At 70.9% G+C, this 23,585-nt stretch carries 17 protein-coding genes; 16 read left to right on the top strand and 1 reads right to left on the bottom strand.

What is annotated here, in order from left to right; translation table 11 throughout:
• Positions 1 to 96: 96 nt before the first annotated feature.
• The 8 genes from QFW81_RS14795 to QFW81_RS14760 all read left to right on the top strand — a co-directional run bounded on the left by QFW81_RS14795 (position 97) and on the right by QFW81_RS14760 (position 12,831).
• The gene (locus QFW81_RS14795) at positions 97 to 660 is read left to right on the top strand and encodes an ECF-type sigma factor (protein WP_280579839.1); all 564 of its coding nucleotides are present in this window, start codon (positions 97 to 99) and stop codon (positions 658 to 660) included.
• Entirely contained in the window at positions 657 to 3,527 is a 2,871-nt protein-coding gene (locus tag QFW81_RS14790) for a serine/threonine-protein kinase (protein ID WP_280579837.1), read from the top strand. Before QFW81_RS14795 ends, QFW81_RS14790 begins: the two co-directional genes overlap by 4 nt.
• A gap of 330 nt (positions 3,528 to 3,857) precedes the next feature.
• On the top strand, positions 3,858 to 5,558 hold the full coding sequence (locus QFW81_RS14785; RefSeq protein WP_280579836.1) for a YadA-like family protein: 1,701 nt from the start codon (positions 3,858 to 3,860) through the stop codon (positions 5,556 to 5,558).
• 333 nt (positions 5,559 to 5,891) lie between these two features.
• Positions 5,892 to 7,898, top strand: coding sequence for a YadA-like family protein (locus QFW81_RS14780; protein ID WP_280579835.1), 2,007 nt, complete (start codon positions 5,892 to 5,894; stop codon positions 7,896 to 7,898).
• Between the two features lie 192 nt (positions 7,899 to 8,090).
• Positions 8,091 to 10,460, top strand: a complete 2,370-nt coding sequence (locus tag QFW81_RS14775; protein ID WP_280579833.1) for a S9 family peptidase — start codon at positions 8,091 to 8,093, stop codon at positions 10,458 to 10,460.
• A complete protein-coding gene (locus QFW81_RS14770; RefSeq protein WP_280579831.1) occupies positions 10,457 to 10,948 on the top strand; it encodes a PH domain-containing protein in 492 nt (163 codons plus the stop codon). The genes QFW81_RS14775 and QFW81_RS14770 overlap by 4 nt, the downstream gene beginning before the upstream one ends.
• 185 nt (positions 10,949 to 11,133) lie before the next feature.
• Positions 11,134 to 12,063, top strand: a complete 930-nt coding sequence (hemF, locus tag QFW81_RS14765) for an oxygen-dependent coproporphyrinogen oxidase (RefSeq protein WP_280579830.1) — start codon at positions 11,134 to 11,136, stop codon at positions 12,061 to 12,063.
• Positions 12,064 to 12,069: 6 nt separating this feature from the next.
• Positions 12,070 to 12,831, top strand: coding sequence for a YggS family pyridoxal phosphate-dependent enzyme (locus QFW81_RS14760; protein WP_280579829.1), 762 nt, complete (start codon positions 12,070 to 12,072; stop codon positions 12,829 to 12,831).
• Between the two features lie 72 nt (positions 12,832 to 12,903).
• On the opposite strand, the gene glmS is transcribed toward QFW81_RS14760, so the two are convergent.
• The gene (glmS, locus tag QFW81_RS14755; protein ID WP_280579826.1) at positions 12,904 to 14,733 is read right to left on the bottom strand and encodes a glutamine--fructose-6-phosphate transaminase (isomerizing); all 1,830 of its coding nucleotides are present in this window, start codon (positions 14,731 to 14,733) and stop codon (positions 12,904 to 12,906) included.
• A 180-nt stretch (positions 14,734 to 14,913) separates the two neighbouring features.
• Between glmS and QFW81_RS14750 the strand changes: the two genes are divergently transcribed.
• From QFW81_RS14750 to QFW81_RS14710, 8 genes are all read left to right on the top strand, one after another.
• The gene (locus QFW81_RS14750) at positions 14,914 to 16,209 is read left to right on the top strand and encodes an efflux RND transporter periplasmic adaptor subunit (protein ID WP_280579824.1); all 1,296 of its coding nucleotides are present in this window, start codon (positions 14,914 to 14,916) and stop codon (positions 16,207 to 16,209) included.
• Positions 16,210 to 16,211: 2 nt separating this feature from the next.
• Positions 16,212 to 16,421: a hypothetical protein gene (locus QFW81_RS14745; RefSeq protein WP_280579823.1), complete on the top strand. Its 210-nt coding sequence runs from the start codon at positions 16,212 to 16,214 to the stop codon at positions 16,419 to 16,421.
• A 131-nt stretch (positions 16,422 to 16,552) separates the two neighbouring features.
• Positions 16,553 to 17,287: an ABC transporter ATP-binding protein gene (locus tag QFW81_RS14740; protein ID WP_280579822.1), complete on the top strand. Its 735-nt coding sequence runs from the start codon at positions 16,553 to 16,555 to the stop codon at positions 17,285 to 17,287.
• A 76-nt stretch (positions 17,288 to 17,363) separates the two neighbouring features.
• The gene (locus QFW81_RS14735; protein ID WP_280579820.1) at positions 17,364 to 18,665 is read left to right on the top strand and encodes an ABC transporter permease; all 1,302 of its coding nucleotides are present in this window, start codon (positions 17,364 to 17,366) and stop codon (positions 18,663 to 18,665) included.
• Positions 18,666 to 18,742: 77 nt separating this feature from the next.
• Positions 18,743 to 19,981 (top strand): ABC transporter permease, encoded by a 1,239-nt coding sequence (locus QFW81_RS14730; protein WP_280579818.1) that lies wholly within the window; start codon positions 18,743 to 18,745, stop codon positions 19,979 to 19,981.
• Between the two features lie 26 nt (positions 19,982 to 20,007).
• Positions 20,008 to 20,496 carry a nuclear transport factor 2 family protein gene (locus QFW81_RS14725; RefSeq protein WP_280579816.1) on the top strand — a complete coding sequence of 163 codons (489 nt, stop codon included), beginning with the start codon at positions 20,008 to 20,010 and terminating at the stop codon, positions 20,494 to 20,496.
• A 39-nt stretch (positions 20,497 to 20,535) separates the two neighbouring features.
• Complete coding sequence (locus QFW81_RS14720; protein ID WP_280579814.1) at positions 20,536 to 21,882, top strand: sigma-54-dependent transcriptional regulator; 1,347 nt, start codon at positions 20,536 to 20,538, stop codon at positions 21,880 to 21,882.
• A gap of 10 nt (positions 21,883 to 21,892) precedes the next feature.
• On the top strand, positions 21,893 to 23,230 hold the full coding sequence (locus QFW81_RS14710) for a sensor histidine kinase (RefSeq protein ID WP_331488086.1): 1,338 nt from the start codon (positions 21,893 to 21,895) through the stop codon (positions 23,228 to 23,230).
• The last annotated feature ends 355 nt before the right edge of the window (positions 23,231 to 23,585 follow it).

Raw genomic sequence — 23,585 nt, 5'->3', positions numbered from 1 at the left:
AGGACGCGGCTGCGGTTCATGCACGGCGCCCGCGCCGGTCGCGGCGACGCCGGAACGCTGGGGTAAGCTGGCTCCGCCACCCCAACGGTTCCGCGCATGGCCCCCGAGGATTCCGTCGCCACCGAGATCGTCCCGGACGCCGACTGGAAGGACGCCGCCTACCGCGCCCGCTTCGAGGAGCTCTACACGCAGTTGCGCGCGATCGCCCGGCGAGAACTGCGGGGCGTGGCGCGCGGCACGCTCGACACCACCGTGCTGGTGCACGAGGCCTACCTCAAGCTCGACGGGAGCGCACTCGACGTCAGCCAGCGCGGCCCGTTCCTCGCGCTGGCCGCCAAGGTGATCCGTTGCGTGCTGGTCGACCACGTCCGTGCGCGCGGCACCCGCAAGCGCGGCGGCGATGTCGCCCGGGTCACGCTGTCCACCGACCTGCCGCAGGACGGCGCGCAGCCCGGGCTGGACGTGCTGGACATCGAACGCGGCCTGCGCGCGCTGGAAACGCTCGACCCGCGGCTGGCCACCGTGATCGAGTTCCGCTTCTACGCCGGCATGGAATTCGAGGAGATCGCCCGCCACCTGGGTGTCACCTCGCGCACCGTGCACCGCGACTGGCGCAAGGCGCGCGCCTTCCTGCTCTCGCACCTGGGCGAGGCCGCGTGACCTCCGGGCGGTCGCGATGGCTGCGGCTGTCGCAGCTGTTCGACCACGCGATCGACCTGGACCCGGCACAGCGCGACGCCCTGCTCGAGGCCGAATGCGCCGACGACCTATCGCTGCGCGCCGAACTGCTACGCATGCTCGAGGCCGACGCCGCCGACAGCGCGTTCGATGCCGGCGCGCGCGGGATCATCAGCCACCCCACGCAGGACGCCGGGGAGCACGACGGCGCCGACGATGCGCCCGCCCACCGTCTCGGCCGCTGGCGCGTCGACCGCGAACTCGGCCGTGGCGCGATGGGCACCGTGCACGCCGCGCACCGCGACGACGACACCGCCCAGCGCGCGGCGATCAAGCGCCTGCGCCGGCGCTGGGACGGCAGCACCCAGGCCCAGCGCTTCCTGCAGGAGCGGCGGATCCTGGCGGTGCTCTCGCACCCCAACATCCCGCGGCTGCTCGACAACGGCATCGACGGCGACGGCCGCCCCTGGTTCGCGCTCGAGTACGTCGACGGCAGCCCGCTCGATGCCTGGGCCGATGCGCGGCGGCTGCCGCTGCGCGAACGCGTGGCCCTGTTCGCGCAGGTCTGCGAGGCGGTGCAGCACGCGCACGAGCATTTCGTGGTGCATCGCGACCTCAAGCCGGCCAACATCCTGGTCGACAACGACGGCCGCGCGAAGGTGCTCGATTTCGGCGTCGCCAAGCGCATGGACGAGGATGCGGGCTCCACACGCACCGGCATGTTCGCCGGGTTCACGCCCGAGTACGCGGCGCCCGAGCAGATCAGCGGCGGTGCGATCAGCGCCGCCACCGACGTGCATGCGCTAGGCGTGGTGCTGTACCGGCTGCTGGCCGGCCGCCTGCCCTTCACCTTCCCCGCCGACGACCTGCGCGCGGCGGCCGAGGCCATTTCCACCCAGCAGCCGCCCCGGCTGGAGCAGGCAATCACCACCGGCAGCGACGACGAGGTCGCCACCCGCCTGCGCGAACGCCGCACCGACACGCGGGCGTTCCGGCGCTTCGTCCGCGGCGACCTCGGCCGCATCCTGCAGACCGCGCTGGCCAAGGAACCGCAGCGCCGCTACGCCAGCGTGCGCGCCTTCGCCGACGACCTGCAGCGCTTCCTCGACGGCCGCCCGGTGTCGGTCACGGGCGACACCATCGGCTATCGCACCCGCAAGTTCGTGCAGCGCAACCGCGGGATCGCGAGCCTGGCGGCGATCACCGCGATCGTGGTGGTGCTGGGGATCGCGAGCGTGCTGCACCAGTCCGCCCGTGTTCGCCAGCACGCGGCGGAGGCCGAACGCCAGGCCGAACAGGCCCTGCGGGTGCGCGATTTCGCGCTGCAGCTGCTGGCCGATGCCAATCCGACGAACGCGGCGTTCGGCGGCGACCTGGAACGCGTGTTCAGCCATGCGGCCACGGACCTGGTCGAGCGCTTCTCCGGGCAGCCGGACCTGCTGGCGCAGATCGCCGACCTGCTCGCCTCCACCATGTCCGATTCGGGTGAGCGCGCATCCGCGGAGCGGTTGCTGCGCGACGTGCGCAAGACACTCGCCGCGGATCCGGGCGCGGCGCCGTGGGCGCGCAAGCTGATCGACGTGCGCCTGTCGCAGGAAACGCTGGCCGCCGGGCAGGCGGTGGAAACCGATGCGCTGCTCGATGGCGCGATCGACACGCTGTCCCCGGACCGGGCCGAACACATCCCGATCCTCACCGACGCCTGGCAGGTGCGCGCCTACCAGCGCCTGAGCCAGGGCCGCGAGCAGGAGGCGCTCGAGTCGGCGCGCACCGCCTCGCGGCTGGCGCACGCGCACATGCCCGCGGACTCCCGCGTGACCGCGCACGCCGACCTGTCACGGCTGATCCTGCTGGCCACCACCAGCGTGACCGCGCCGCCACAGGCGCTCGCGGAAGGCACGCCGATGTTCGAATCGGTGCGCGGCTTCTACGGCGACACGCACCCGGTGACCCGCAATGCGCTGAAATACATGGCCATGCTGCAGCAGGAGAACGGCATGGTGCGCGAGGCGGAAGCCACGTATCGCCAGCTGCTGGCAGCGGCCGCGGCCACTGGCGACCAGCGCCGGCTCGCCTTCGCCGGACTGGAACTGGCCTCGCTGCTCGAAGAGGACGATCGCTTCCGCGAGGCCGAAGTGGCGTACGACGAGGCGATCCGGCACGGGACGGAACACAACGCGCCCGACCGGCAGTTCATGCTGGCGGCGCGCAACAACCGTGCATTCAACTGGTATCGCGCGGGAGACTGGAGGCGTGCCGCGGAAGGGTTCGACGAAGTCGCCTCCGCCTGGCACCGCATCCACGCCGACGCCGACCACGCCTACGTGCTGTCCGCCCGCACGCGGCAGGCCGATGCGCTGGTGGAGTCCGGGCAACTCGCGCAGGCGGGGCAACGGCTCGACGACCTGCTGCCGCGGCTGGCCGCGCACGATGCGGATTTCCATCCGCTCGGCCTGTCCGTGCGCGCCAAGCTGCATCTGGCGCGGCAGGATCCGGCAGCGGCCCGGCGCGACATCGATGCGGCCTTCGCCGCAGCGTCGCAAGGCGACCTCACGCCGCGCAGCGAGGCCGCCTTGTGGACCGTGCGTGCGCGCGTCCTGCTCGCGCAGGGCGAATCCGGCGACGCATCGACCGCCATTTCCGAAGCCGCGGCCCGCCTGCAGGACGCGGACCCATGGCGCAATCCGGAACGTGCGCGGCTTGCGTTGCTGCAACTGCGGGCAGGGCCGGCCGCCGGCGCCACCACGCTGTGCGACGCGCTGCGCGACGCGACGGGCTCGCAGAGCGCCGACGAGGATGCGCCGTTCCAGGCGGACGTGCGTCAGGCCGTGGGGCGCTGTCCCGGCTGACCGGCAAGGCACCGCTGCGGCCTGCCGGAAGCACGGCGCCGAGCGTATTCGACGATCCAGCCCGGGGACCGGCGCCCTGCGACCCTGTTTCGCGCGCGCGCCGGCGCAGTTCGACCTCACGGCGACCGGCACCAAGCGCTGTCGAACCACACCTCCCGCCCGCCACCGTCGAAACGCTGGCGACGCGCCATCCGGACGGTGACGCCGACCACCTCACGGGGCACGGCCGGGCCGCGCTCCCGGGTCGCGTCCAGCCGATGTCAGTCCGCAGCCGTCCTTTCCGATCCTCCTGACTGTCGGCCATTTCCGGCCTGCCACAAGGTGATCGCCATGCCCCGTCGCACAGTCCGCATCCCATCGGATCTCCCCATACGTCGCGCACCGTTGCCGCTGTGCCTGGCCCTTGCCGTCGCCGGCGCATTGCCCCTGCCGGCGGCCGCCGACCCCACCCCCGAGTGCAACAACGGGGCCCAGTACGGCAGCACCGAGTGCGGAACCAATTCGACCGCGTCGGCCAACCGGTCCAGCGCCTTCGGCTTCCAGTCCTCCGTCGGCGTTGCCGGAGGCACTGCCGTCGGCGCCGAGTCCGTCGTGGCCCAGGCGTCCGGCACCGCGATCGGCGTGCAGGCACGGGTCAACGCCGGAAGCGGCGGAGCGATCACCATCGGTCCGATTCCCGCGCAGATCGGGGGCACCGCGGTCGGCTCGCTCGCGCGGACCCAGGGCGACAACAATGTCGCCCTCGGCGGTTACGCGCTCGTCGGCATCCGGACAGCCTCCACCGCGGTTGACGACGGCACCGCCATCGGGGCGGGATCGTTGGTTTCGGCCGATGGCGGCACCACGCTGGGGGCCGGCACGTCGGCATCCGGCATCGACGCAATGGCGTTGGGCAACGTGGCCAGCGCGACGGCGCCCAACAGCGTCGCGATCGGAGCGCGATCCGTGGCCGATCAGGCGGACACCGTCTCGTTCGGCCTCGACGGCTATCAGCGGCGCCTGACCCAGGTCGATGACGGCACCGACGACACGGATGCGGTGAACCTGCGCCAGATGCGCGCGGCCGACGACGACCTCGGTGCCGGCATCGCCGCATGGCTGGGCGGCGGCGCGGCGTATGCGGGCGGCGTGTTCACCGCGCCGGTGTATGTCATCCAGTCGAACGACTACGACACCGTCGGTGCGGCCTTCGGCGCGGTCGACACCGCGCTCGACGACATCAATGCTCGCATCAACGATGTCGGCGGCATCCAGGGCGAGCGCGGCTACAGCGCCTACGAGGTCGCGGTGCAGAACGGCTTCGCCGGCACCGAATCCGACTGGCTGGGCTCGCTGCAGGGCGACCAGGGACCGGCGGGACCGCAAGGCCCGGAGGGCCCCGAAGGTCCGCAGGGCCCGACGGGGCCGGAAGGTCCCGAAGGCCCCGAAGGTCCGGAAGGTCCCGCCGGCGGCGGCCCGCGCAGCGTGGTCTACGACGACGACGGCCGCGACGTGCTGACCCTGTCTGGTGCCGACGGCACTACGATCGCCAACCTCGCCGACGGCGTTGCCGCCACCGATGCGGTCAACGTGCGGCAATTGCAGGCTGGCGACGCCGCCACCCTGCAGTCCGCACAGGCGCACGCCGACGCCGGCGACGTCGCCACGCTCGCCTCGGCCAACACCTACACCGACACCGTCGCGGTACAGACCCTGCAGTCGGCCAACGAATACACCGACAGCCGCTTCGCCACCTGGGATGCGCAGCTCGATTCGATCCAGCGCGGCATCGACGACCGCTTCCAGCGGCAGGACCGGCGCATCGACCGCCAGGGCGCGATGGGAAGCGCGATGCTGAACATGGCGATCAATGCCGCCGGTTCGCAAAGCCCGCGCGGACGCATCGCGGTCGGTGCCGGCTTCCAGGGTGGCGAACAGGCGTTGTCGGTGGGCTATGGGCGCAAGGTCGGCAGCCGGGCCTCGTTCTCGCTGGGCGGCGCCTTCAGCGGTGGCGAAAGATCGGCAGGCATCGGCTTCGGCGTGGATCTGTGACCAACGCCCTGTCATCCCAGCGCCCTGCGTTCCGGTGTTGGCAGAACCCCGCCGCGCGCGGCCCATCCTCCTTGTCGCCTGGTCGCTTGCTCCGCCAGCGGTTGCCTGCTGCTGCAGGGTCGGCGCCCCTCGGGTGGTCGTCGGGTTCGATGCATCGCCTCCGCACACGCTGTACGCGTGGACACGCGGTGGAAGGCATCGCACACGTGCAACGCCGTGACCCTGCCTCTGCCGGATCGAGGAATGGGCTGCCGCCATGGGTCATGTCAGTCCGACGCCCTGAATTCCGATCCCCTTCCGGCCGGGCGGTTCCGGCCTATCAGGAAGATCCTCATGTTTCACACCCGCTCCCGTGTCCTGCGCAGGCGCCTGATCACCATGGCGCTTCTGAGTTGCCTGTCCAGCCCGTCCTGGGCAGCCGACGCTGTCTGCATCTTTCTCGACGATGCCGGGAATCCGGTCGATCGCGGGGCGAGCGATGCGGATGCCGTCGACGCCGTCGCCTGCGGAAGGTTCAACAACTACGACCTGGACGAGAGTGGCGGCAACATTCCGGCCGGTGCGCGGAGCTCCGCCTTCGGGTCCCGCAACCTCACCCCGGGTGGATACAGCACCGGCGTGGGGCATCGCAACTGGGCGTGGGGTGAAAGCAGTACCGCAGTCGGCCACACCAACATCATCGGCACGTGGGACGATCAGGATGGAGACGGCCAGCCCGAAGCCTATGAGATCAGCGCGGGCGGAAGCTTCTCGACAGCCGTGGGTACCCAGAACGTGGTGGCCTCGTCCAACGCCACCGCACTCGGTGCCGGCAACCGTGTGCTGTCGGCCACGAGCCTCGCGATCGGGCAAGGCAACCAGGTGACCCGGTCCGCCAGCGGAAGCACCTCCGTCGGCGTGTCGAACATCGCGGCCTCGTTCTCCGCGACATCGGTTGGACACTCGAACACGGCAGAAGGCGTGCAGAGCTCTGCGATGGGACTCCGCAACTCGGCCAGGGGCGTGAACAGTGCCGCCCTCGGCGCCCTGAACTCCGCACATGGCGACAACAGCAGCGCCGTCGGATTCCTCGGGCTCGCGACCGGAGAAGGATCCGTCGTGCTCTCCGGATGGTATGACCGCGACGGGGACGGGGGGGTGCCGGAAAGCGACTACGACGGCGATGGCGTTCCCGATTCGTCCCCGGAGACTGCGCGGGCGACGGGCAGCGGTTCGGTCGCCGTGGGCGCGGCCGTCCATGCAGCCGGGAACGCAAGCGCGGCCCTTGGCGTAAATGCCGCGGCCGACGCGGACTACAGCGTCGCCATCGGCTACGGCGCGGTCGCGGATCGCGAATACACCGTGTCGGTGGGCTCGTCCGAACGGATGAACCAGATCGCCAATCTTGCCGCCGGCACCGAGGACTTCGACGCCGTCAACCTGCGCCAGCTGCGCGCGGCCGACGACGATCTCGGTACCGGCATCGCCGCGTGGCTCGGCGGCGGCGCGGCGTATGCGGGCGGCGCGTTCACCGCGCCGGTGTACGTGATCCAGTCGGCGAGCTACACCGACGTCGGCGCGGCGTTCGATGCGGTCGATGGCGCACTCGACGACCTCGACGCGCGCATTTCCGACGCCGGCGGCGTCCAAGGCGAGCGCGGCTACAGCGCCTACGAGGTGGCGGTGCAGAACGGCTACGCCGGCACCGAAGCCGATTGGCTGGACTCGTTGCAGGGACCGACCGGGCCCGGCGGCCCGCCCGGGCCGGAGGGTCCCGCCGGCGGCGGTCCGCGCAGCGTGGTCTACGACGACGACGGCCGCGAGGTGCTGACCCTGGCCGGCGCCGACGGCACCACGATTTCCAACCTCGCCGACGGCGTGGCCGCGACCGATGCGGTGAACCTGCGGCAGATGCAGGCCGGCGACGCGGCCACGCTCGAATCCGCGCAGGCGCATGCCGATGCCGGCGACGCCGCCACGCTCGTGTCCGCCAACACCTACACCGACACCGTCGCGGTGCAGACCCTGCAGTCGGCCAACGAGTACACCGACAGCCGCTTCGCCACCTGGGACGCGCAACTCGACTCGATCCAGCGCGGCATCGACGACCGGTTCCACCGGCAGGACCGCCGCATCGACCGGCAGGGGGCGATGGCGGGTGCGTTCGCGGGCATGGCGATGAACACCGCCGGGCTGGCCGGGCGCAACCGGGTGGGCGTCGGCGTGGGTGGCCAGGGCGGCGAGCAGGCGCTCGCGGTGGGCTACCAGCGCGCCGTCGGCGACCGTGCCAGCGTGTCGTTCGGCGGCGCCTTCAGCGGCGGCGAGAAGAGCGTGATGGGCGGCGCCGGCTTCAGCTGGTAGCGCGACAGGTGCGGCGCGGACCTTCACGGACCTCGCGCCGACGCGTGGTCCGTGCGAGGCGACGACAGCGCGGATCATCGCACCCGCCCTCACCGGCGGACGACGTCGCCCGCCGCCGGGCATGACCTGTGGCCCGGCCCCGGCGCGGACGGGACTGCTACCCTGCGCGGCGGTCCGTCCCACGCCATCGCCATGATCCGACGCCTGCCTGCCCTCCTCCTTCTGCTGGCCGCCTCCGGCGCGCTGCACGCCCAGCCCGCGCAACCACTGACGATGGAGCGGATCATGGCCGATCCCGACTGGATCGGGCCGCCGGTCGAGCAGGCGTGGTGGTCGTGGGACGGCACGCGCATCTACTACCCGCTCAAGCGCGAAGGCAGCCGCGTCCGCGATCTCTACGTGCAGGACATCGGCGGTGGCCAGGCACAGCGGCTCGACGGCGCCGCGCGCGCCGACGCGGATGCCGCCGATCCGGTGCTCGACCCGCAGCGCACGCGCATGGCCTTCGTGCGCAACGGCGACGTGTTCGTACGCGACCTGCGCAGCGGCGCGCTCACCCAGCTCACCCGCAGCGAGGCGGACGAGGCCTCGCCGCGCTGGGGCAGCGACGGCGCGCTGGTCTGGCGCAGCGGCCACGACTGGTTCCGCTGGAGCGCGCAGGGCGGCACCGTGGCCCACGCCGCCGCGCCCAAGGCCGAGGACGATCCGGCCAAGCCGCCCAAGCCCGACCTGCTGCGCGAGGACCAGCTGCGCCTGGTCGAGACCCTGCGCGAGGAGCGCGCCCGGCGCGAGGCCGCGCGCGAGCAGGAAGCGCAATGGCGCCGGGCCGATCCCACCCGCGCGCCGGCCCCGGTCTACCTGGGCAAGGACGTCGAGATCGCCGCGACCTCGCTCTCGCCCGACGGCCGCTGGCTGCTGGCGGTCACCGAGCGCAAGCAGGACGAGCGCGGCCAGGCCGGGAAGATGCCCAAGTACGTCACCGAATCGGGCTACGAGGAATTCGAGGACGTGCGCACGCGCGTGGGGCGCAACCTGCCGCGCGCGCAGACGCTGTGGCTGGTCGACATGCGCGACGGCACGCCGCGCGAACTGGACATCGCCGGACTGCCCGGCATCTCCGACGATCCGCTCGCCGCGCTGCGCGAGGCCGCCGAGAAGGAGCCGCTGAAGGGGGCGCGCGCAGTGCGCGTGGAGGACGACGCCGAGGGCATCCGCTGGAACGCGGACGCCTCGATCGCCGCGCTGATGCTGCATTCGGTCGACAACAAGGATCGCTGGCTGGTCACCCTCGACCCGGCCGCTGCGCGCCTGCAGTCGCGCCACCGGCTGTCCGACGAGGCCTGGATCAACTGGGCCTACAACGAGTTCGGCTGGCTGCCGGACCAGCGCACGCTGTGGTTCATGTCCGAGGACAGCGGTTACGCCCACCTCTACACGCTCGACGCCGCGCGCGGTGGACGCGCGCGTGCGCTGACTTCGGGACGTTGGGAAGTCTCGCAGCCCGCGCTGTCGCCCGACGGCGCGCGCTTCCACTTCACCTGCAACCGCGCCCGGCCGGGCGACTACGAACTGTGCACGGTGCCGGTCGACGGCGGCGAGGTGCGCGAACTCACCGCGCTCGGTGGCGTGGAAGGCTTCGCGGTCTCGCCCGACGGCAGCCGCATCGCCCTGCGCCACTCGTCGAGCTACGTGCCGCCGCAGCTGGCGGTGCTCGATGCCGACGGCGGCCAGCCGCGCACGCTCACCGATACCCGCAAGGCCGAGTACCGCGATTACGACTTCCTCCAGCCCGAAACCGTGCAGGTGCCCTCGACCCACGGCGCCGGCACCATCTGGGGCAAGTACTACGGCCCGAAGACGATGGAGCCGGGGCGCACGTATCCGGTAGTGCTGTTCGTGCACGGCGCCGGCTACCTGCAGAACGTCAGCGACCGTTATCCGAACTACTTCCGCGAGCAGATGTTCCACAACCTGCTGGTGCAGCGCGGCTACATCGTGCTCGACCTGGATTTCCGCGCCTCCGAAGGCTACGGCCGCGACTGGCGCACCGCGATCTACCGGCGCATGGGCGAACCGGAACTGCAGGACTACCTGGACGGCATCGACTGGCTGGTCCAGCACCGCCAGGCCGACCGCGACCGCGTCGGCATCTACGGCGGCAGCTACGGCGGCTTCATGGCGTTCATGGCCCTGTTCCGCGAGCCCGGCACGTTCAAGGCCGGCGCGGCGCTGCGTCCGGTCGCCGACTGGACCCAGTACAACCACGCCTACACCAGCAACATCCTCAACACCCCGGACATCGATCCCGAGGCCTACCGCCGCTCCTCGCCGATCGAGTTCGCCGACGGCCTGCAGGACCACTTGCTGATCGCGCACGGCATGATCGACGACAACGTGTTCTACCGCGATTCGGTGGTGCTGGCGCAGCGGCTGATCGAACTGCGCAAGGACAAGTGGGAACTGGCCAGCTATCCGCTCGAGCGCCACGCCTACCAGCAGTCCGACTCGTGGTACGACCAGTACCGGCGGATCCTGGAACTGTTCGAGCGCACGCTGAAGTGATCCCCGCCACCGGCGCGACCGAAGTGTTGCGGCCGTCGCCCGGCAAATGGCTGGCGATGGTCGCGATCAGCGGCGCGCTGGTGTGGATCGGCACGCGCATCCTGGGTACGCATCCGCTGGTGGGCTGGAGCTGCATCGTCCTGTTCGGCCTGTGCGGCGCGCTCGCGGTGCTGAACCTGGTGCCGGGCGCGAGCCGCCTGGTGCTGGATGCCGACGGCTTCGAGATCGTCTCGCTGTTCCGGCGGACGCGCGTGCGCTGGCCCGAGGTGTCGCGCTTCGGCAGCACGCGCGTGGGCATGCACCGGCTGGTCGGCTTCGATTTCGTCGACGGCCATGCCGGCAGCGAGCGCTTGCGCCGGGTGAACCGCAATCTCAGCGGTTTCCAGGCCGCGCTGCCGGACACGTATGGCCGGTCCGCGGGGGACCTCGCCGCGCAGCTGGACGCACGGCTCGCCGCACACCGGGCGGAGACGCTCACGCGCTCGTGACACGGCGCTGGGCGCGCGGCGGCATGCCCCCCCTTGCGTTCCCTTGCGCGGACGCCTTCGTCCGTCATTCCCGCGAAGGCGGGAATCCATGGACATTCGTCGATCGAAGGCAAGGTCCCCGGCATCCCGCGGCCGCGGGTGAGGACGACGCGGAAACCCGCGACACGGCGCACTAGAATGTCGCCATGGACCGCTTCGACGACATCCGCACCTGGCTCACCGGCCTGCAGGACCGCATCTGCGCCGCGATCGAGACCGCCGACGGCGGCGGCCGCTTCGTCGAGGACGCTTGGCAGCGCGATCCCGACGACGCCTCCAGCCACCTGCGCGGCGGCGGCCGTACCCGCATCCTGCGCGACGGCGCGGTGTTCGAGCAGGCGGGGATCGGTTTTTCGGACGTCTCCGGCGACACCCTGCCGCCGTCGGCCACCGCGGCGCGGCCGGAACTGGTGGGCGCCTCCTGGCAGGCGGTGGGCGTGTCGCTGGTGTTCCACCCGCGCAATCCGCATGTGCCGACCACCCATGCCAACGTCCGCCACTTCCGCGCGCTGCGCGATGGCGCCACCGTGGCCTGGTGGTTCGGCGGCGGCTTCGACCTGACCCCGTTCTATCCCGTCGACGAAGACGTGCGCCACTGGCACCGCACCGCGCGCGACGTGTGCGAGCCCTTCGGCGGCGAGGAGCGCTACCAGGCGCACAAGCGCTGGTGCGACGAATACTTCTACCTCAGGCACCGCAACGAGACGCGCGGCATCGGCGGACTGTTCTTCGACGACCTGCACGGCGACCTCGAGCAGGATTTCGGCTACCTGCGTGCGGTGGGGGACGGCTTCCTCGATGCCTACCTGCCGATCGTGGAACGCCGCAAGGCCACGCCGTACGGCGAGCGCGAGCGCGCGTTCCAGCTCTATCGCCGCGGCCGCTACGTCGAGTTCAACCTGGTCTACGACCGCGGCACCCATTTCGGTCTGCAGAGCGGCGGGCGCGCGGAATCGATCCTGATGAGCCTGCCGCCGCTGGTGCGCTGGGAATACGGCTACGCGCCCGAACCCGGCAGCGCCGAAGCGCGCCTGCACGACTACCTGGTGCCGCGCGACTGGCTGGCGGGCACCTGAGCCGCGATGGACGCCGCCGCGCAACTGCAGGCCAACCTCGACGCGATCCGAACGCGTATCGACGCTGCCTGCCACGCGGCGGGGCGCCATCCGGGCGGGGTGCGGCTGCTGGCGGTCACCAAGACCGTGGACGCCGGGCGCTTGCGACTTGCCCACGCGCTCGGGCTGCGCCAGTTCGGCGAGAACAAGGTGCAGGAGGCACTGGCGAAGTCCGAATCGCTCGCCGACCTGCCCGACCTGCGCTGGGTGCTGATCGGCCACCTGCAGACCAACAAGGCCAAGTACGCAGCGCGCTTCGCCGGCGAATTCCAGGCGCTCGACAGCCTGCGCGTGGCGCAGGCGCTGGATGCGCAGTTGCAGAAGCAGGGACGCGCGCTCGACGTGCTGGTGCAGGTCAATACCTCGGGCGAGGCCAGCAAGTTCGGACTCGCCCCGGGCGAGGTTCCTGCGTTCGTCCGCGAGTTGCCCGCGTTCTCGTCGCTGCGCGTGCGCGGGCTGATGACGCTGGCGCTGTTCTCCGACGACACCGCGCGCGTGCGCCCCTGCTTCGTGCGCCTGCGCGAGCTGCGCGAGCGGTTGCGCCAGGACGCCCCGCAGGGCATCGCGATGGATGAACTCTCGATGGGCATGTCCGGTGACTTCGAACTCGCCATCGCCGAAGGCGCCACCACGGTGCGCGTGGGCACGGGGATCTTCGGCAGCCGGCCCACCCCCGACAGCGCCTACTGGCCGGACTCGGCCAATGCCGGAGGCGTCACCCCGGCCTGAACGTCGGTGCCGGGCCGCGGATTCGCGCGCCGCACCACGCGCCGGGCGCGGTCGGGACAATGCATTGCGCGCCTACTCGACCGTGACCGCCTTGGCCAGGTTGCGCGGCTTGTCGACGTCGGTGCCGCGCGACAGGGCGGTGTGGTAGGCCAGCAGCTGCACCGGGATGGTGTGCACGATCGGGCTGAGCACGCCGACGTGGCGCGGCGTACGGATCACGTGCACGCCCTCTGACTCGTTGAAGTTGCTGTCGGCGTCGGTGAATACGAACAGTTCGCCGCCGCGCGCGCGCACTTCCTGCATGTTCGACTTCACCTTCTCCAGCAGGCTGTCGTTGGGCGCGATCACCACCACCGGCATGTCCACGTCCACCAGCGCCAGTGGGCCGTGCTTGAGCTCGCCCGCGGGATAGGCCTCGGCGTGGATGTAGGAGATTTCCTTGAGCTTGAGCGCGCCCTCGAGCGCGATCGGATAGTGCACGCCGCGACCGAGGAACAGCGCGTGGTGCTTCGGCGCGAAGCGCTCGGCCCACAGCGCGATCTGGGGCTCGAGGTTGAGCGCGTGCTGGACGCTGCCGGGCAGGTGGCGCAGGTCTTCGATGTAGGCCGCTTCGCGCGCGGCATCGAGCCGGCCGTGCAGCTTGGCCAGGGTGGCGGCGAGCGCGAACAGGCCCACCAGCTGGGTGGTGAAGGCCTTGGTGGAGGCGACGCCGATCTCGGCCCCGGCGCGGGTGTAGAACACCAGCCGGCTGGCGCGGGGAATCGCGCTCTCGGGCACGTTGCAGATCGACAGCGTGCGGTCGTGGCCGAGCGACTTGGCGTACTTCAGCGCCTCCATCGTGTCGAGCGTCTCGCCCGACTGGGAAATGGTCACCACCAGCTGCTTCGGGTTCGCCACCGCCTGGCGGTAGCGGTATTCGCTGGCGATCTCGACGCTGCACGGCAGGCCGCTGATCGCCTCGATCCAGTAGCGCGCCACTGAACCTGCGTAGAAACTGGTGCCGCAGGCCAGGATCTGCACGCCCTCCACGCCGTCGAGCACCTGCGCGCCGTCGCGGCCGAACAGCGCGGGCTCGAACGCGTTGGCGTCGATGATCGCCTCGAGCGTGTCGCCGATCGCGCGCGGCTGTTCGTGGATCTCCTTCTGCATGAAGTGCCGGTACGGGCCCAGCTCCAGCGAGGCCAGCGACACGTCCGACAGATGTTCGTCACGTTCGACCGGCGCATCGTCGGCGCCGAACACGCGCACGCCGGCGCGTGTGATCTCGGCGGTGTCGCCCTCTTCCAGGAAGATCACCCGGCGGGTGGCCTGCACGATCGCCGACACGTCGGAGGCGACGAAATTCTCGCCCTCGCCCAGGCCCACCAGCAGCGGGCAGCCCATGCGCGCGACCACCATCCGATGCGGCTCCTTGCGGCTGACCACGGCCAGCGCGTAGGCGCCGTGCAGTTCCTTGACCGCACGCTGCAGCGCCGCCAGCAGGTCCAGCCCGTCCTTGAGGTAGTGGTGGATGAGGTGGGCGATCACCTCGGTGTCGGTCTGCGACTCGAACGTGTAGCCGAGCTGCTGCAGCCGCTCGCGCTGCTGCTCGTGGTTCTCGATGATGCCGTTGTGCACCAGGGCCACGCCGTGGCTCGCGTGCGGATGCGCGTTGGCCTCGGTGACGCCGCCATGGGTCGCCCAGCGGGTGTGGCCGATGCCCAGCGTGGCCTGGACGTCGTCGGCGCGGGCCGCGGCCTCCATCTCGGCCACCCGGCCGGTGCGACGCACGCGGCGCACCTCGCCGTCGCCGATCACGGCGATGCCCGCCGAATCGTAGCCCCGGTATTCCAGCCGCTTCAGTCCGTCGATCAGGACCGGGACCACATCGCGATCCGCGATCGCGCCAACGATGCCGCACATGGTTCCGCTACTCCTTCAGGGGCCGCCAAGTGTACGGGAAAGGCCTGTCCGGCCGGACACGGACAGTGTCCGCGCGGACACCGTCGCCAGGCCATTTTTTCTTTTGAATCAATCACATGAAGGTTGGCACGGCGATTGCGTGCAACCTTCCTGCCCACACCGACATCCCAGACCTTGCCCATGGAACAGCCCGCCCGTATCCGCGACACCTCCGCCCAGGACCAGGTGCTGGCCAGGCCGCGCGGCCTGCGCCGGCTGCCGAAGGCCTGGCTGCTCGGCGGTGCCGGCGGCCTGGCGCTGCTGGCGCTGGCGGTGTGGGTGATCGGCGGCTGGACATCCGGCGCCAGCTCGTACGATGCCTCGCGCGTGCGCATCGCGGAGGTGACCCGCGGCGACCTGGTGCGCGACCTGTCCGCCGAGGGCCGGGTGATCACCGCCAACAGCCCCACCCTCTATGCGATCGCCGGCGGCACGGTGTCGCTGAAGGTGGTGGCCGGCGACGTGGTGAAGGACGGCCAGGAACTGGCGGTGATCGACAGCCCGGAACTGCGCAGCAAGCTGGTGCAGGAGGAATCCACCCTGGCCAGCCTGCAGGGCGAGGCCAACCGCGCCGTGCTCGACGCCCAGCTCACGCGCTCGGACGCGCAGAAGGTGCTCGACCAGGCGCAGATCGACCACACCGCCGCGCAGCGCGACGTCGAGCGCTACCAGCGCGCGTTCGAGGGCGGCGCGGTGTCGAAGAACGAGTACGACCGCGCGCTCGACGGCCTGAAGAAGGCCGACCTGGGCCTGGCCGCGGCGCGCAAGGATTTCTCGCTGCAGGGCCAGGGTGCCGGCATCGACGCACGCAACAAGCGGCTGCTGGCCGAGCGCCAGAAGTCCGTGGTCGACGAACTGCGCCGCCAGGTGGAAGCGCTGACGCTGCGCGCGCCGTTCGACGGCCAGGTCGGCCAGGTGCAGATCGCGCAGGGCACCAACGTGGCGATCAACGCGCCGATCCTGAGCGTGATCGACCTGAGCGTGTTCGAGGTCGAGATCCGCGTGCCGGAAAGCTTCGCCCGCGACCTCGCCATCGGCGTGCCGGCGCAGATCACCAGCAGCGGCAACCGCTACGGCGCGCAGGTCTCGGCGGTCTCGCCCGAAGTGGTGAACGGCGAGGTCACCGCGCGGCTGCGCTTCGACGACGACCAGCAACCGCCGGGCCTGCGCCAGAACCAGCGCCTGTCGGCGCGGATCGTGCTGGACACGCGCGAGAACGTGCTGATGGTCGAGCGCGGCCCGTTCCTGGAACAGGACGGCGGCCGCTTCGCCTGGGTGGTCGAGGGCAGCAGTGCCGTGCGCCGCCCGATCCAGGCCGGGGCCAGCAGCCTCAATGCCGTGGAAATCGTGTCGGGCCTGCAGGAGGGCGAGCGCATCGTCGTCTCGGGCACCGACCAGTTCGACAACGCGGACCGCGTCCGCCTCTCTGGACAATGACCATGAACCACTTTGCCCACTTCCCCGCCCGCCCGCACTGGACCGCGCAGCAGCTCGCCGACGCCGTCCCCGTGCGCCTGCACCAGCTGTTCGCGTTCGACGCCCGCCACGAGGGGGCGGATGCGCCCGCCGCCAACGCCCCCCGCCACCGCGCGCGCGATGCCCGCTACACGCGGCACTCGATGCTGCCGCCCCGCTTCGGCGTGCACTGAAGGCCGCCACCGCTTTTCCATCCTGGTCCGCCCCGGCGCCGTCCGACTCTCTCTCCGGTCGGCGCCCGCGGTTCCCGCCGCCGGCCCGGGATGGCATTCATTCGACCGCTCCAACCGCGAAGGAACCCACCATGCTCGACATGCGCCAGGTCACCAAGGTCTACCGCACCGAACTCGTCGAAACCCACGCCCTGCGCTCGCTCGACCTGCACGTGGGCGACGGCGAGTTCGTCGCCGTCACCGGGCCGTCGGGGTCGGGCAAGACCACGTTCCTCAACATCGCCGGCCTGCTGGAAACCTTCACCGGCGGCGACTACCTGCTCGACGGCGTCGACGTGAAGGGCCTGAACGACAACCAGCGCTCGCGCCTGCGCAACGAGAAGATCGGCTTCATCTTCCAGAGCTTCAACCTGATCCCCGACCTCAACCTGTTCGACAACGCCGACGTGCCGCTGCGCTACCGCGGCATGCCGGCCAACGAGCGCAGGATGCGGATCGAGGAGGCGCTCTCGCAGGTGGGCCTGGGCTCGCGCATGAAGCATTTCCCGGCCGAACTGTCGGGCGGCCAGCAGCAGCGCGCCGCCATCGCCCGCGCGCTCGCCGGTTCGCCGCGCCTGCTGCTGGCGGACGAACCGACCGGCAACCTGGACTCGCAGATGGCGCGCAGCGTGATGGAGCTGCTGGAGGACATCAATTCGCGCGGGACCACCATCGTGATGGTGACCCACGACCCCGAACTGGCCGCGCGCGCGCAGCGCAACGTGCACATCGTCGACGGCATGGCCACCGACCTGACGGTCGATCCCGGCCTGGGCCGCGCGGCGAACGCGCAGCGCCGGGACGCCGACGCCACCGCGTCCGCCTGAGGCCGTCCACGCCCGTCGCCTCCACCATCGCACCCGGCCGTCGCCCCGCGCACCGGCCCGTCCACGGAGCTCCGCCATGTTCGGCTACTACTTCAACCTCGCCCTGCGCAGCTTCCGCCGCAACCGGGTGCTGACCGCGCTGATGGTGCTGGCGATCGCGCTGGGCATCGGCGCGTGCATGACCACCCTGACGGTGTTCCGCGTGCTGTCGGGCGATCCGATCCCGCACAAGAGCGAGCGCCTGTTCTACGTCCAGCTCGACCCGGAGGGCATGCAGGGCTATACCGCCGGCGAGGAACCCTCGTTCCAGATGACGCGCTTCGATTCCGAGGCGCTGCTGCGCGAGAAGCGCGGCCAGCGCCAGGCGATGATGACCGGTGGCGGCCTGTCGGTGACGCCCGAGCGCGCGGAAACCCCGCCGTTTGTGTCCCAGGCCCGCTACACCAGCGCCGATTTCTTCCCGATGTTCGACACCCCGTTCCTGCACGGCAACGGCTGGTCGGCGCGCGAGGACGAGGCGCAGGCCCGGGTGACCGTGCTGAGCCGCGAGATGGCGACCCGGCTGTTCGGCGAGGCCAACCCGATCGGACGCAGCGTGCGCCTGGACCAGGCCGACTTCACCGTGGTCGGCGTGCTCGACGAGTGGCAGCCCACGCCGCGCTTCTACGACATGGTGCTCGACCGCTACGGCGAGGACGACGCGATCTACGTGCCGTTCTCGACCGCCCTCGGGCTGGAGATGGGGCGCAACGGCAGCATGGACTGCTGGGGCGATACGGGCGGCGACAACACGTCCCTCAGCGCGCCCTGCACCTGGATCCAGTACTGGGTGGAACTCGAGTCCGCGGACAAGGCGGGCGACTACCTCAACTACCTGCGCAACTATTCCGAGCAACAGCGCAGCGCCGGCCGCTTCGAGCGGCCCACCAACGTGCGCCTGCGCGACGTGATGGAGCTGCTGGAGTTCAACCGCGTGGTCCCGAGCGACGTGGTCATGCAGCTGTGGCTGGGCTTCGGCTTCCTGATGGTGTGCCTGCTCAACACCGTCGGGCTGCTGCTGGCCAAGTTCCTGCGCCGCAGCAGCGAGATCGGCGTGCGCCGCGCCCTCGGCGCATCGCGCGCGGAGATCTTCAAGCAGTGCCTGGTGGAGGCCGGCACGATCGGCCTGGCCGGCGGTGTCCTCGGCCTCGGGCTGTCGCTCCTGGGTCTGTGGGCGGTCCGGCAGCAACCGACCGGCTACGCGGAACTCGCGCACCTGGATATCGGCATGCTGCTGACCACGTTCGCCCTCGCCATCGTCGCCAGCCTGTTCGCCGGCCTGCTGCCCGCCTGGCGCGCGATGCAGGTCACCCCGGCGATCCAGCTCAAGTCGCAGTAATCGATCGTCCCGTCCTTCCCTTCCATCGATCCGCCCGCCACGCGGGACGAAGAACGCAGCATCTCCCGGAGACCACCATGGAAATCCGCCCCATCCTCTCCACGCTCATGCGGCACAAGACCGCCGCCGCACTGATCGTGCTGGAGATCGCGCTCACCTGTGCCATCATCTGCAACGCACTGTTCATGATCGGCGAGCGCATCACCCAGGTGAACGAAGTCAGCGGCCTGGCCGAGGACGAACTGGTGCGCATCCAGATCACCGGCATCGGCAACGACGCCGACGCCGAGGCGCAGACGCGCTCCGATCTCGCCCTGCTGCGCGGCCTGCCCGGGGTTACCGACGCCACCGTGATCAACCAGGTGCCGTTCGTGAACTCCTCCTGGAACAGCGGCATCCGCCTGGAACAGGAGCAGCAGCAGTCCAGCGCGAACGCGACGGTCTACATGGCCGAAGACCGGTTCATCGAGACGCTGGGCCTGCGGATCGTGGCCGGCCGCGACTTCAACGCCGACGAGTACCTCGAGTTCGAGGCGCTGCAGGCGCCGGAAGACGAGCGCCCGCCCGGCATCCCCGGCACGATCGTGACCCGCGCGCTCGCCGAACGGCTGTTCCCCGGCCAGGACGCGGTCGGCAAGACCTTCTACAGCTGGGGCGACGAGCCGATCCGCATCGTCGGCGTGGTCGAGCACCTAGTGCGGCCGAGCCTGCAGGGCGGGCCGACACAGCGCGAATCCACGATGGTGTTCCCGATCCGCACCGCCTACACCGTCGGCGGCAACTACGTGATCCGGACCTCGCCCGAACGCCGGGCCGAGGTGCTCGCGGCCGCCACCGAAGCGCTGCGCGGCAACGGACCGACCCGGATCATCCTCGAGGACAACACCAAGACCGTCTCGGCGCTGCGCGACGAGTTTTACCAGCAACCGCGTTCGATGGCCTGGCTGCTGGGCATCGTCTGCATCGCGCTGCTGCTGGTCACCGCGCTGGGCATCGTCGGCCTGGCCAGCTTCTGGGTGCAGCAGCGGACCAAGCAGATCGGCGTGCGCCGCGCGCTGGGCGCGACCAAGGGCCAGATCCTGCGCTACTTCCAGACCGAGAATTTCCTGCTGGCCACCATCGGCATCGTGATCGGCATGCTGCTGGCCTACGGTATCAACCAGGTGCTGATGGGCAAGTACGAACTGCCGCGCCTGCCGCTGTACTACCTGCCGATCGGCGCGCTCGCGCTGTGGCTGCTGGGCCAGGCGGCGGTGTTCGGCCCGGCACGGCGCGCCGCGGCGGTGCCGCCGGCGATCGCGACGCGCAGCGTGTGACTTCGCGGCCTGACGGAGATCCGACGATGCATACCGCCCTGCGTTGCGTGCTGGCCGTCGGCCTCGGGCTGAGCGCGCCTGCGGTGGCCGGCGACGCCATCGACGCAGGCGAAGATCTGCACACGACGATCGCGACGCAGGATGCCGCGGTCTTCGAGGCGTTCAACCGCTGCGACGATCCCGCGCAGCTCGAACGCCACGCGGGCTACTTCGATGCCGACGTCGAGTTCTACCACGACACCGGCGGCGTCACCTGGACCCGCGAGGAGATGCTCGCCAACACGCGCCGTTACGCCTGCGGCCATTTCACCCGGCAGCTGGTCCCGGGCACCCTGCGGGTGTATCCGGTCAAGGATTTCGGCGCGATCTCCCAAGGCGAGCACCGGTTCTGCCAGACCCCGGACGGCGCCTGCGAGGGTGCGGCCGACTTCACCATGGTCTGGCGGCTGCAGGACGACGGCCAGTGGCGCATCACCCGCGTGCTCAGCTACGGACATCGCGCCGCGGGCGGATGAACCCTTTACGATAGCGGCCCACGCCTGCGCCAGGACTGCATGCCCACCCTCCTCGTCATCGACGACAACCCCGCCGTCGCCACCGCGCTCGAGCTGCTGTTCTCGCTGCACGAGATCCACGTGCTGCGCGCCGAGACGCCGGAGGCCGGGCTGGAGATCCTGCGGCGCGGCGGCGTGGACCTGGTGATCCAGGACATGAACTTCCGCTCCGACACCACGTCCGGCGACGAAGGCGTGGCGCTGTTCGGCGAGATCCGCGCCGAACACCCGGACATGCCGGTGATCCTGCTCACGGCGTGGACGCGGCTGGAATCGGCGGTCGACCTGGTGAAGGCCGGCGCCGCGGACTACGTCGGCAAGCCCTGGGACGACCACAAGTTGCTGGCCACGGTCAACAACCTGCTGGAGCTGTCCGAAACGCGGCGCGAACTGGCCGCGCGCAGCGGCGGCGAACGCCGCCGGCGCGAGGCACTGGCGCAGCAGCACGACCTGCGCGGCCTGGTCTACGACGACGTCGCCAGCGAAACCGTGCTGGCGCTGGCGCTGCAGGTCGCGCGCTCGGAGCTGCCGGTGCTGATCACCGGGCCCAATGGCGCGGGCAAGGAGAAGTTCGCCGAGATCATCCACCACAACTCGGCGGTGAAGTCCGGCCCGTTCGTGGCGGTGAACTGCGGTGCGTTGCCGAGCGAGCTGATCGAGGCCGAACTGTTCGGGGCCGAGCCCGGCGCCTACACCGGCGCCGGCACCAAGGCGCGCACCGGCAAGTTCGAGGCCGCCGATGGCGGCACCCTGTTCCTGGACGAGATCGGCACGCTGCCGCCCGCGGGCCAGGTGAAGCTGCTGCGGGTGCTGGAAACCGGCCGCTTCCAGCGCCTGGGCGGCAACCAGGAGCGCAGCGTCAAGGTGCGCGTGGTCAGCGCCACCAACGCCGACCTGCAGGCGATGATCGCCGACGGCCAGTTCCGCGAGGACGTGTTCTACCGGCTCAACGGCATCGAGCTGCGGCTGCCGCCGCTGGCGCGCCGCCCGCGCGACATCCTGCCGCTGGCGCGCCACTTCCTTCCCGCCGGCAAGCGCTTCGCGGAGAGCGCCGAACGCGCGCTCATGCGCCACCCCTGGCCGGGCAACGTGCGCGAACTGCGCAACGCGGTGCAGCGCGCGGCGCTGCTGTCGGGCGAACGCATCGAAGCCGAGGCGCTGGGGCTGCAGTCGCTGGCGATGCCGGGATCGGCGCACGGCGGCGGCGGCGACGAGCCCGACCGGGCGACGATCGAAGCCGCACTCGCGCGCAGTGGCGGCGTCGTCGCCCAGGCCGCGGCGGACCTGGGGCTCTCGCGCCAGGCGCTGTACCGCAGGCTCGACCGCCTCGGCATCCCGCGCGGCTGACCGCGGCCCGATGCGCATCCTCCGCGTCCTGCCGCTGGCGATCCGGATGGTCGCGCTGGTGCTGTGCGCGGTGGCCGGCACCGCAGCGCTCACCGCGCTGCTGGTCGAGTGGCTGGCGCCGTGGCAGGCCGCGCTCGCATCGGCGGCGGTGCTTGGCGCGCTCATGGGCATCGTGGTGTGGCGCACCTTCGTGCCGCTGCGTGCGCTGTTCCGGGCGCTGGCCGGGACCGTGGCCGGCTACCGCGACGGCGATTTCAGTTTCGGCATCACCTGGGACCGCTACGGCGACCTGATCGAACTGGTCGATGCCCACAATGCGCTCGGCCAGGCGTTGCGCGACCAGCGCCTGTCGCTGGTGCAGCGCGAACTGCTGCTCGACACCATGGTGCAGAACACGCCGGTGTCGATGCTGCTGCTCGATCCCGCGCGGCGCGTGGTGCTGGGCAACCTGGCGGCGCGGCGCATGCTCGGCGACGGCCGGCGGCTGGAGGGCCATGCCCTCGACGACCTGCTGCAGCAGGCGCCGGCCGCAGTGGGCGAAGCGTTCGCGCGCGGCGGCGACGGCATGTTCACCGTCGGCGACGACAACGATCCGGACAACGGCGCCGAGGACATCTACCACCTCGCGCGCCGCATGTTCCGGCTCAACGGCCGCCTGCACGAGCTGGTGCTGCTGCGCAAGATGACGGCCGAGCTGCGGCGGCAGGAAGTGCAGACATGGAAGAAGGTGATCCGGGTGATCAGCCACGAACTCAACAATTCGCTGGCGCCGATCGCGTCGCTGGCGCATTCGGGTGCCGAGCTGCTGCGCCGCGGCCAGTACGAGAAGTTGCCGATCGCGCTGGCCACGATCGAGGAACGCGCACGCCACCTCGAAGGCTTCCTGCGCGACTACGCACGCTTCGCCAAGCTGCCGTCACCGCGCGGCGAACCGATGGCGCTGCCGCAATTCGTGGAGAAGCTGCGCACCCAGGTGGACTTCGCGATCGAGGGCACGATCCCCGACGAGGTGGTGCGGTTCGATCCGGCGCAGATGGAGCAGGCGCTGCTCAACCTGCTCAAGAATGCGCACGAGTCCGGCACCGCGCCCGGCACGGTCGCGCTCTCGGCGCGACGCATCGCCGACGGCTGGCGCATCGACGTGCTCGACCGCGGCAGCGGCATGAACGAATCGGTGCTGTCCAACGCGCTGCTGCCGTTCTACTCGACCAAGCGCAGCGGCACCGGCCTGGGGCTGGCGCTGGCCCGCGAGATCGCCGAGGCCCACGGTGGCCGCATCGCCCTGCTCAACCGCGACGGCGGCGGACTGTGCGTGTCGTTGGTGTTACCGGCACAGATGAGTTCCTGAGCCGTCTTCCGGGCATCGTCGCGCTGGTTTGCGGGACGTTTGGAGCGGCGTGAGTGGCGGTACATGCTTCGCCGCATCGAGCCGGTTCGTCCATCAGGATCGACGCAAGTGGCGGTCGCGGAGCGGTCCCCCATTGAATCCGACGTGACGTTTTGCGTTGCCCGCGGGGTTTCGGCCGCAACCCGGCTCGCATCGCGCGTCGACCGTCATCCCGGGTGCGCTGCGCTTACCCGGGCTACGCGGCTGCCGCGCGAGACAGAGAGTGGGTAAGGCATCGCTCGCATGTCGCTCACCGCAGCGATGCGACGAACAGTCAGGGTCGAGCCGCGTCCTGGCGGCCGGGAGCCGCGTCGAG

Origin of the sequence: Luteimonas kalidii (assembly GCF_029887935.1) — a bacterium.
Lineage (GTDB): Bacteria > Pseudomonadota > Gammaproteobacteria > Xanthomonadales > Xanthomonadaceae > Luteimonas > Luteimonas kalidii.
Note: the sequence above shows the minus strand (reverse complement) of the source record. Positions and strands in the feature narration are given on the sequence as shown.

What these genes read in the sequence shown, in the direction of transcription:
- QFW81_RS14795 (WP_280579839.1), top strand. Translation starts at nt 97, where the DNA reads ATGGCCCCCGAGGATTCCGTCGCCACCGAGATCGTCCCGGACGCCGAC.
- QFW81_RS14785 (WP_280579836.1), top strand. Translation starts at nt 3,858, where the DNA reads ATGCCCCGTCGCACAGTCCGCATCCCATCGGATCTCCCCATACGTCGC.
- QFW81_RS14780 (WP_280579835.1), top strand. Translation starts at nt 5,892, where the DNA reads ATGTTTCACACCCGCTCCCGTGTCCTGCGCAGGCGCCTGATCACCATG.
- QFW81_RS14775 (WP_280579833.1), top strand. Translation starts at nt 8,091, where the DNA reads ATGATCCGACGCCTGCCTGCCCTCCTCCTTCTGCTGGCCGCCTCCGGC.
- hemF (WP_280579830.1), top strand. Translation starts at nt 11,134, where the DNA reads ATGGACCGCTTCGACGACATCCGCACCTGGCTCACCGGCCTGCAGGAC.
- QFW81_RS14760 (WP_280579829.1), top strand. Translation starts at nt 12,070, where the DNA reads ATGGACGCCGCCGCGCAACTGCAGGCCAACCTCGACGCGATCCGAACG.
- glmS (WP_280579826.1), bottom strand. Translation starts at nt 14,733, where the DNA reads ATGTGCGGCATCGTTGGCGCGATCGCGGATCGCGATGTGGTCCCGGTC.
- QFW81_RS14750 (WP_280579824.1), top strand. Translation starts at nt 14,914, where the DNA reads ATGGAACAGCCCGCCCGTATCCGCGACACCTCCGCCCAGGACCAGGTG.
- QFW81_RS14745 (WP_280579823.1), top strand. Translation starts at nt 16,212, where the DNA reads ATGAACCACTTTGCCCACTTCCCCGCCCGCCCGCACTGGACCGCGCAG.
- QFW81_RS14740 (WP_280579822.1), top strand. Translation starts at nt 16,553, where the DNA reads ATGCTCGACATGCGCCAGGTCACCAAGGTCTACCGCACCGAACTCGTC.
- QFW81_RS14735 (WP_280579820.1), top strand. Translation starts at nt 17,364, where the DNA reads ATGTTCGGCTACTACTTCAACCTCGCCCTGCGCAGCTTCCGCCGCAAC.
- QFW81_RS14730 (WP_280579818.1), top strand. Translation starts at nt 18,743, where the DNA reads ATGGAAATCCGCCCCATCCTCTCCACGCTCATGCGGCACAAGACCGCC.
- QFW81_RS14725 (WP_280579816.1), top strand. Translation starts at nt 20,008, where the DNA reads ATGCATACCGCCCTGCGTTGCGTGCTGGCCGTCGGCCTCGGGCTGAGC.
- QFW81_RS14720 (WP_280579814.1), top strand. Translation starts at nt 20,536, where the DNA reads ATGCCCACCCTCCTCGTCATCGACGACAACCCCGCCGTCGCCACCGCG.
- QFW81_RS14710 (WP_331488086.1), top strand. Translation starts at nt 21,893, where the DNA reads ATGCGCATCCTCCGCGTCCTGCCGCTGGCGATCCGGATGGTCGCGCTG.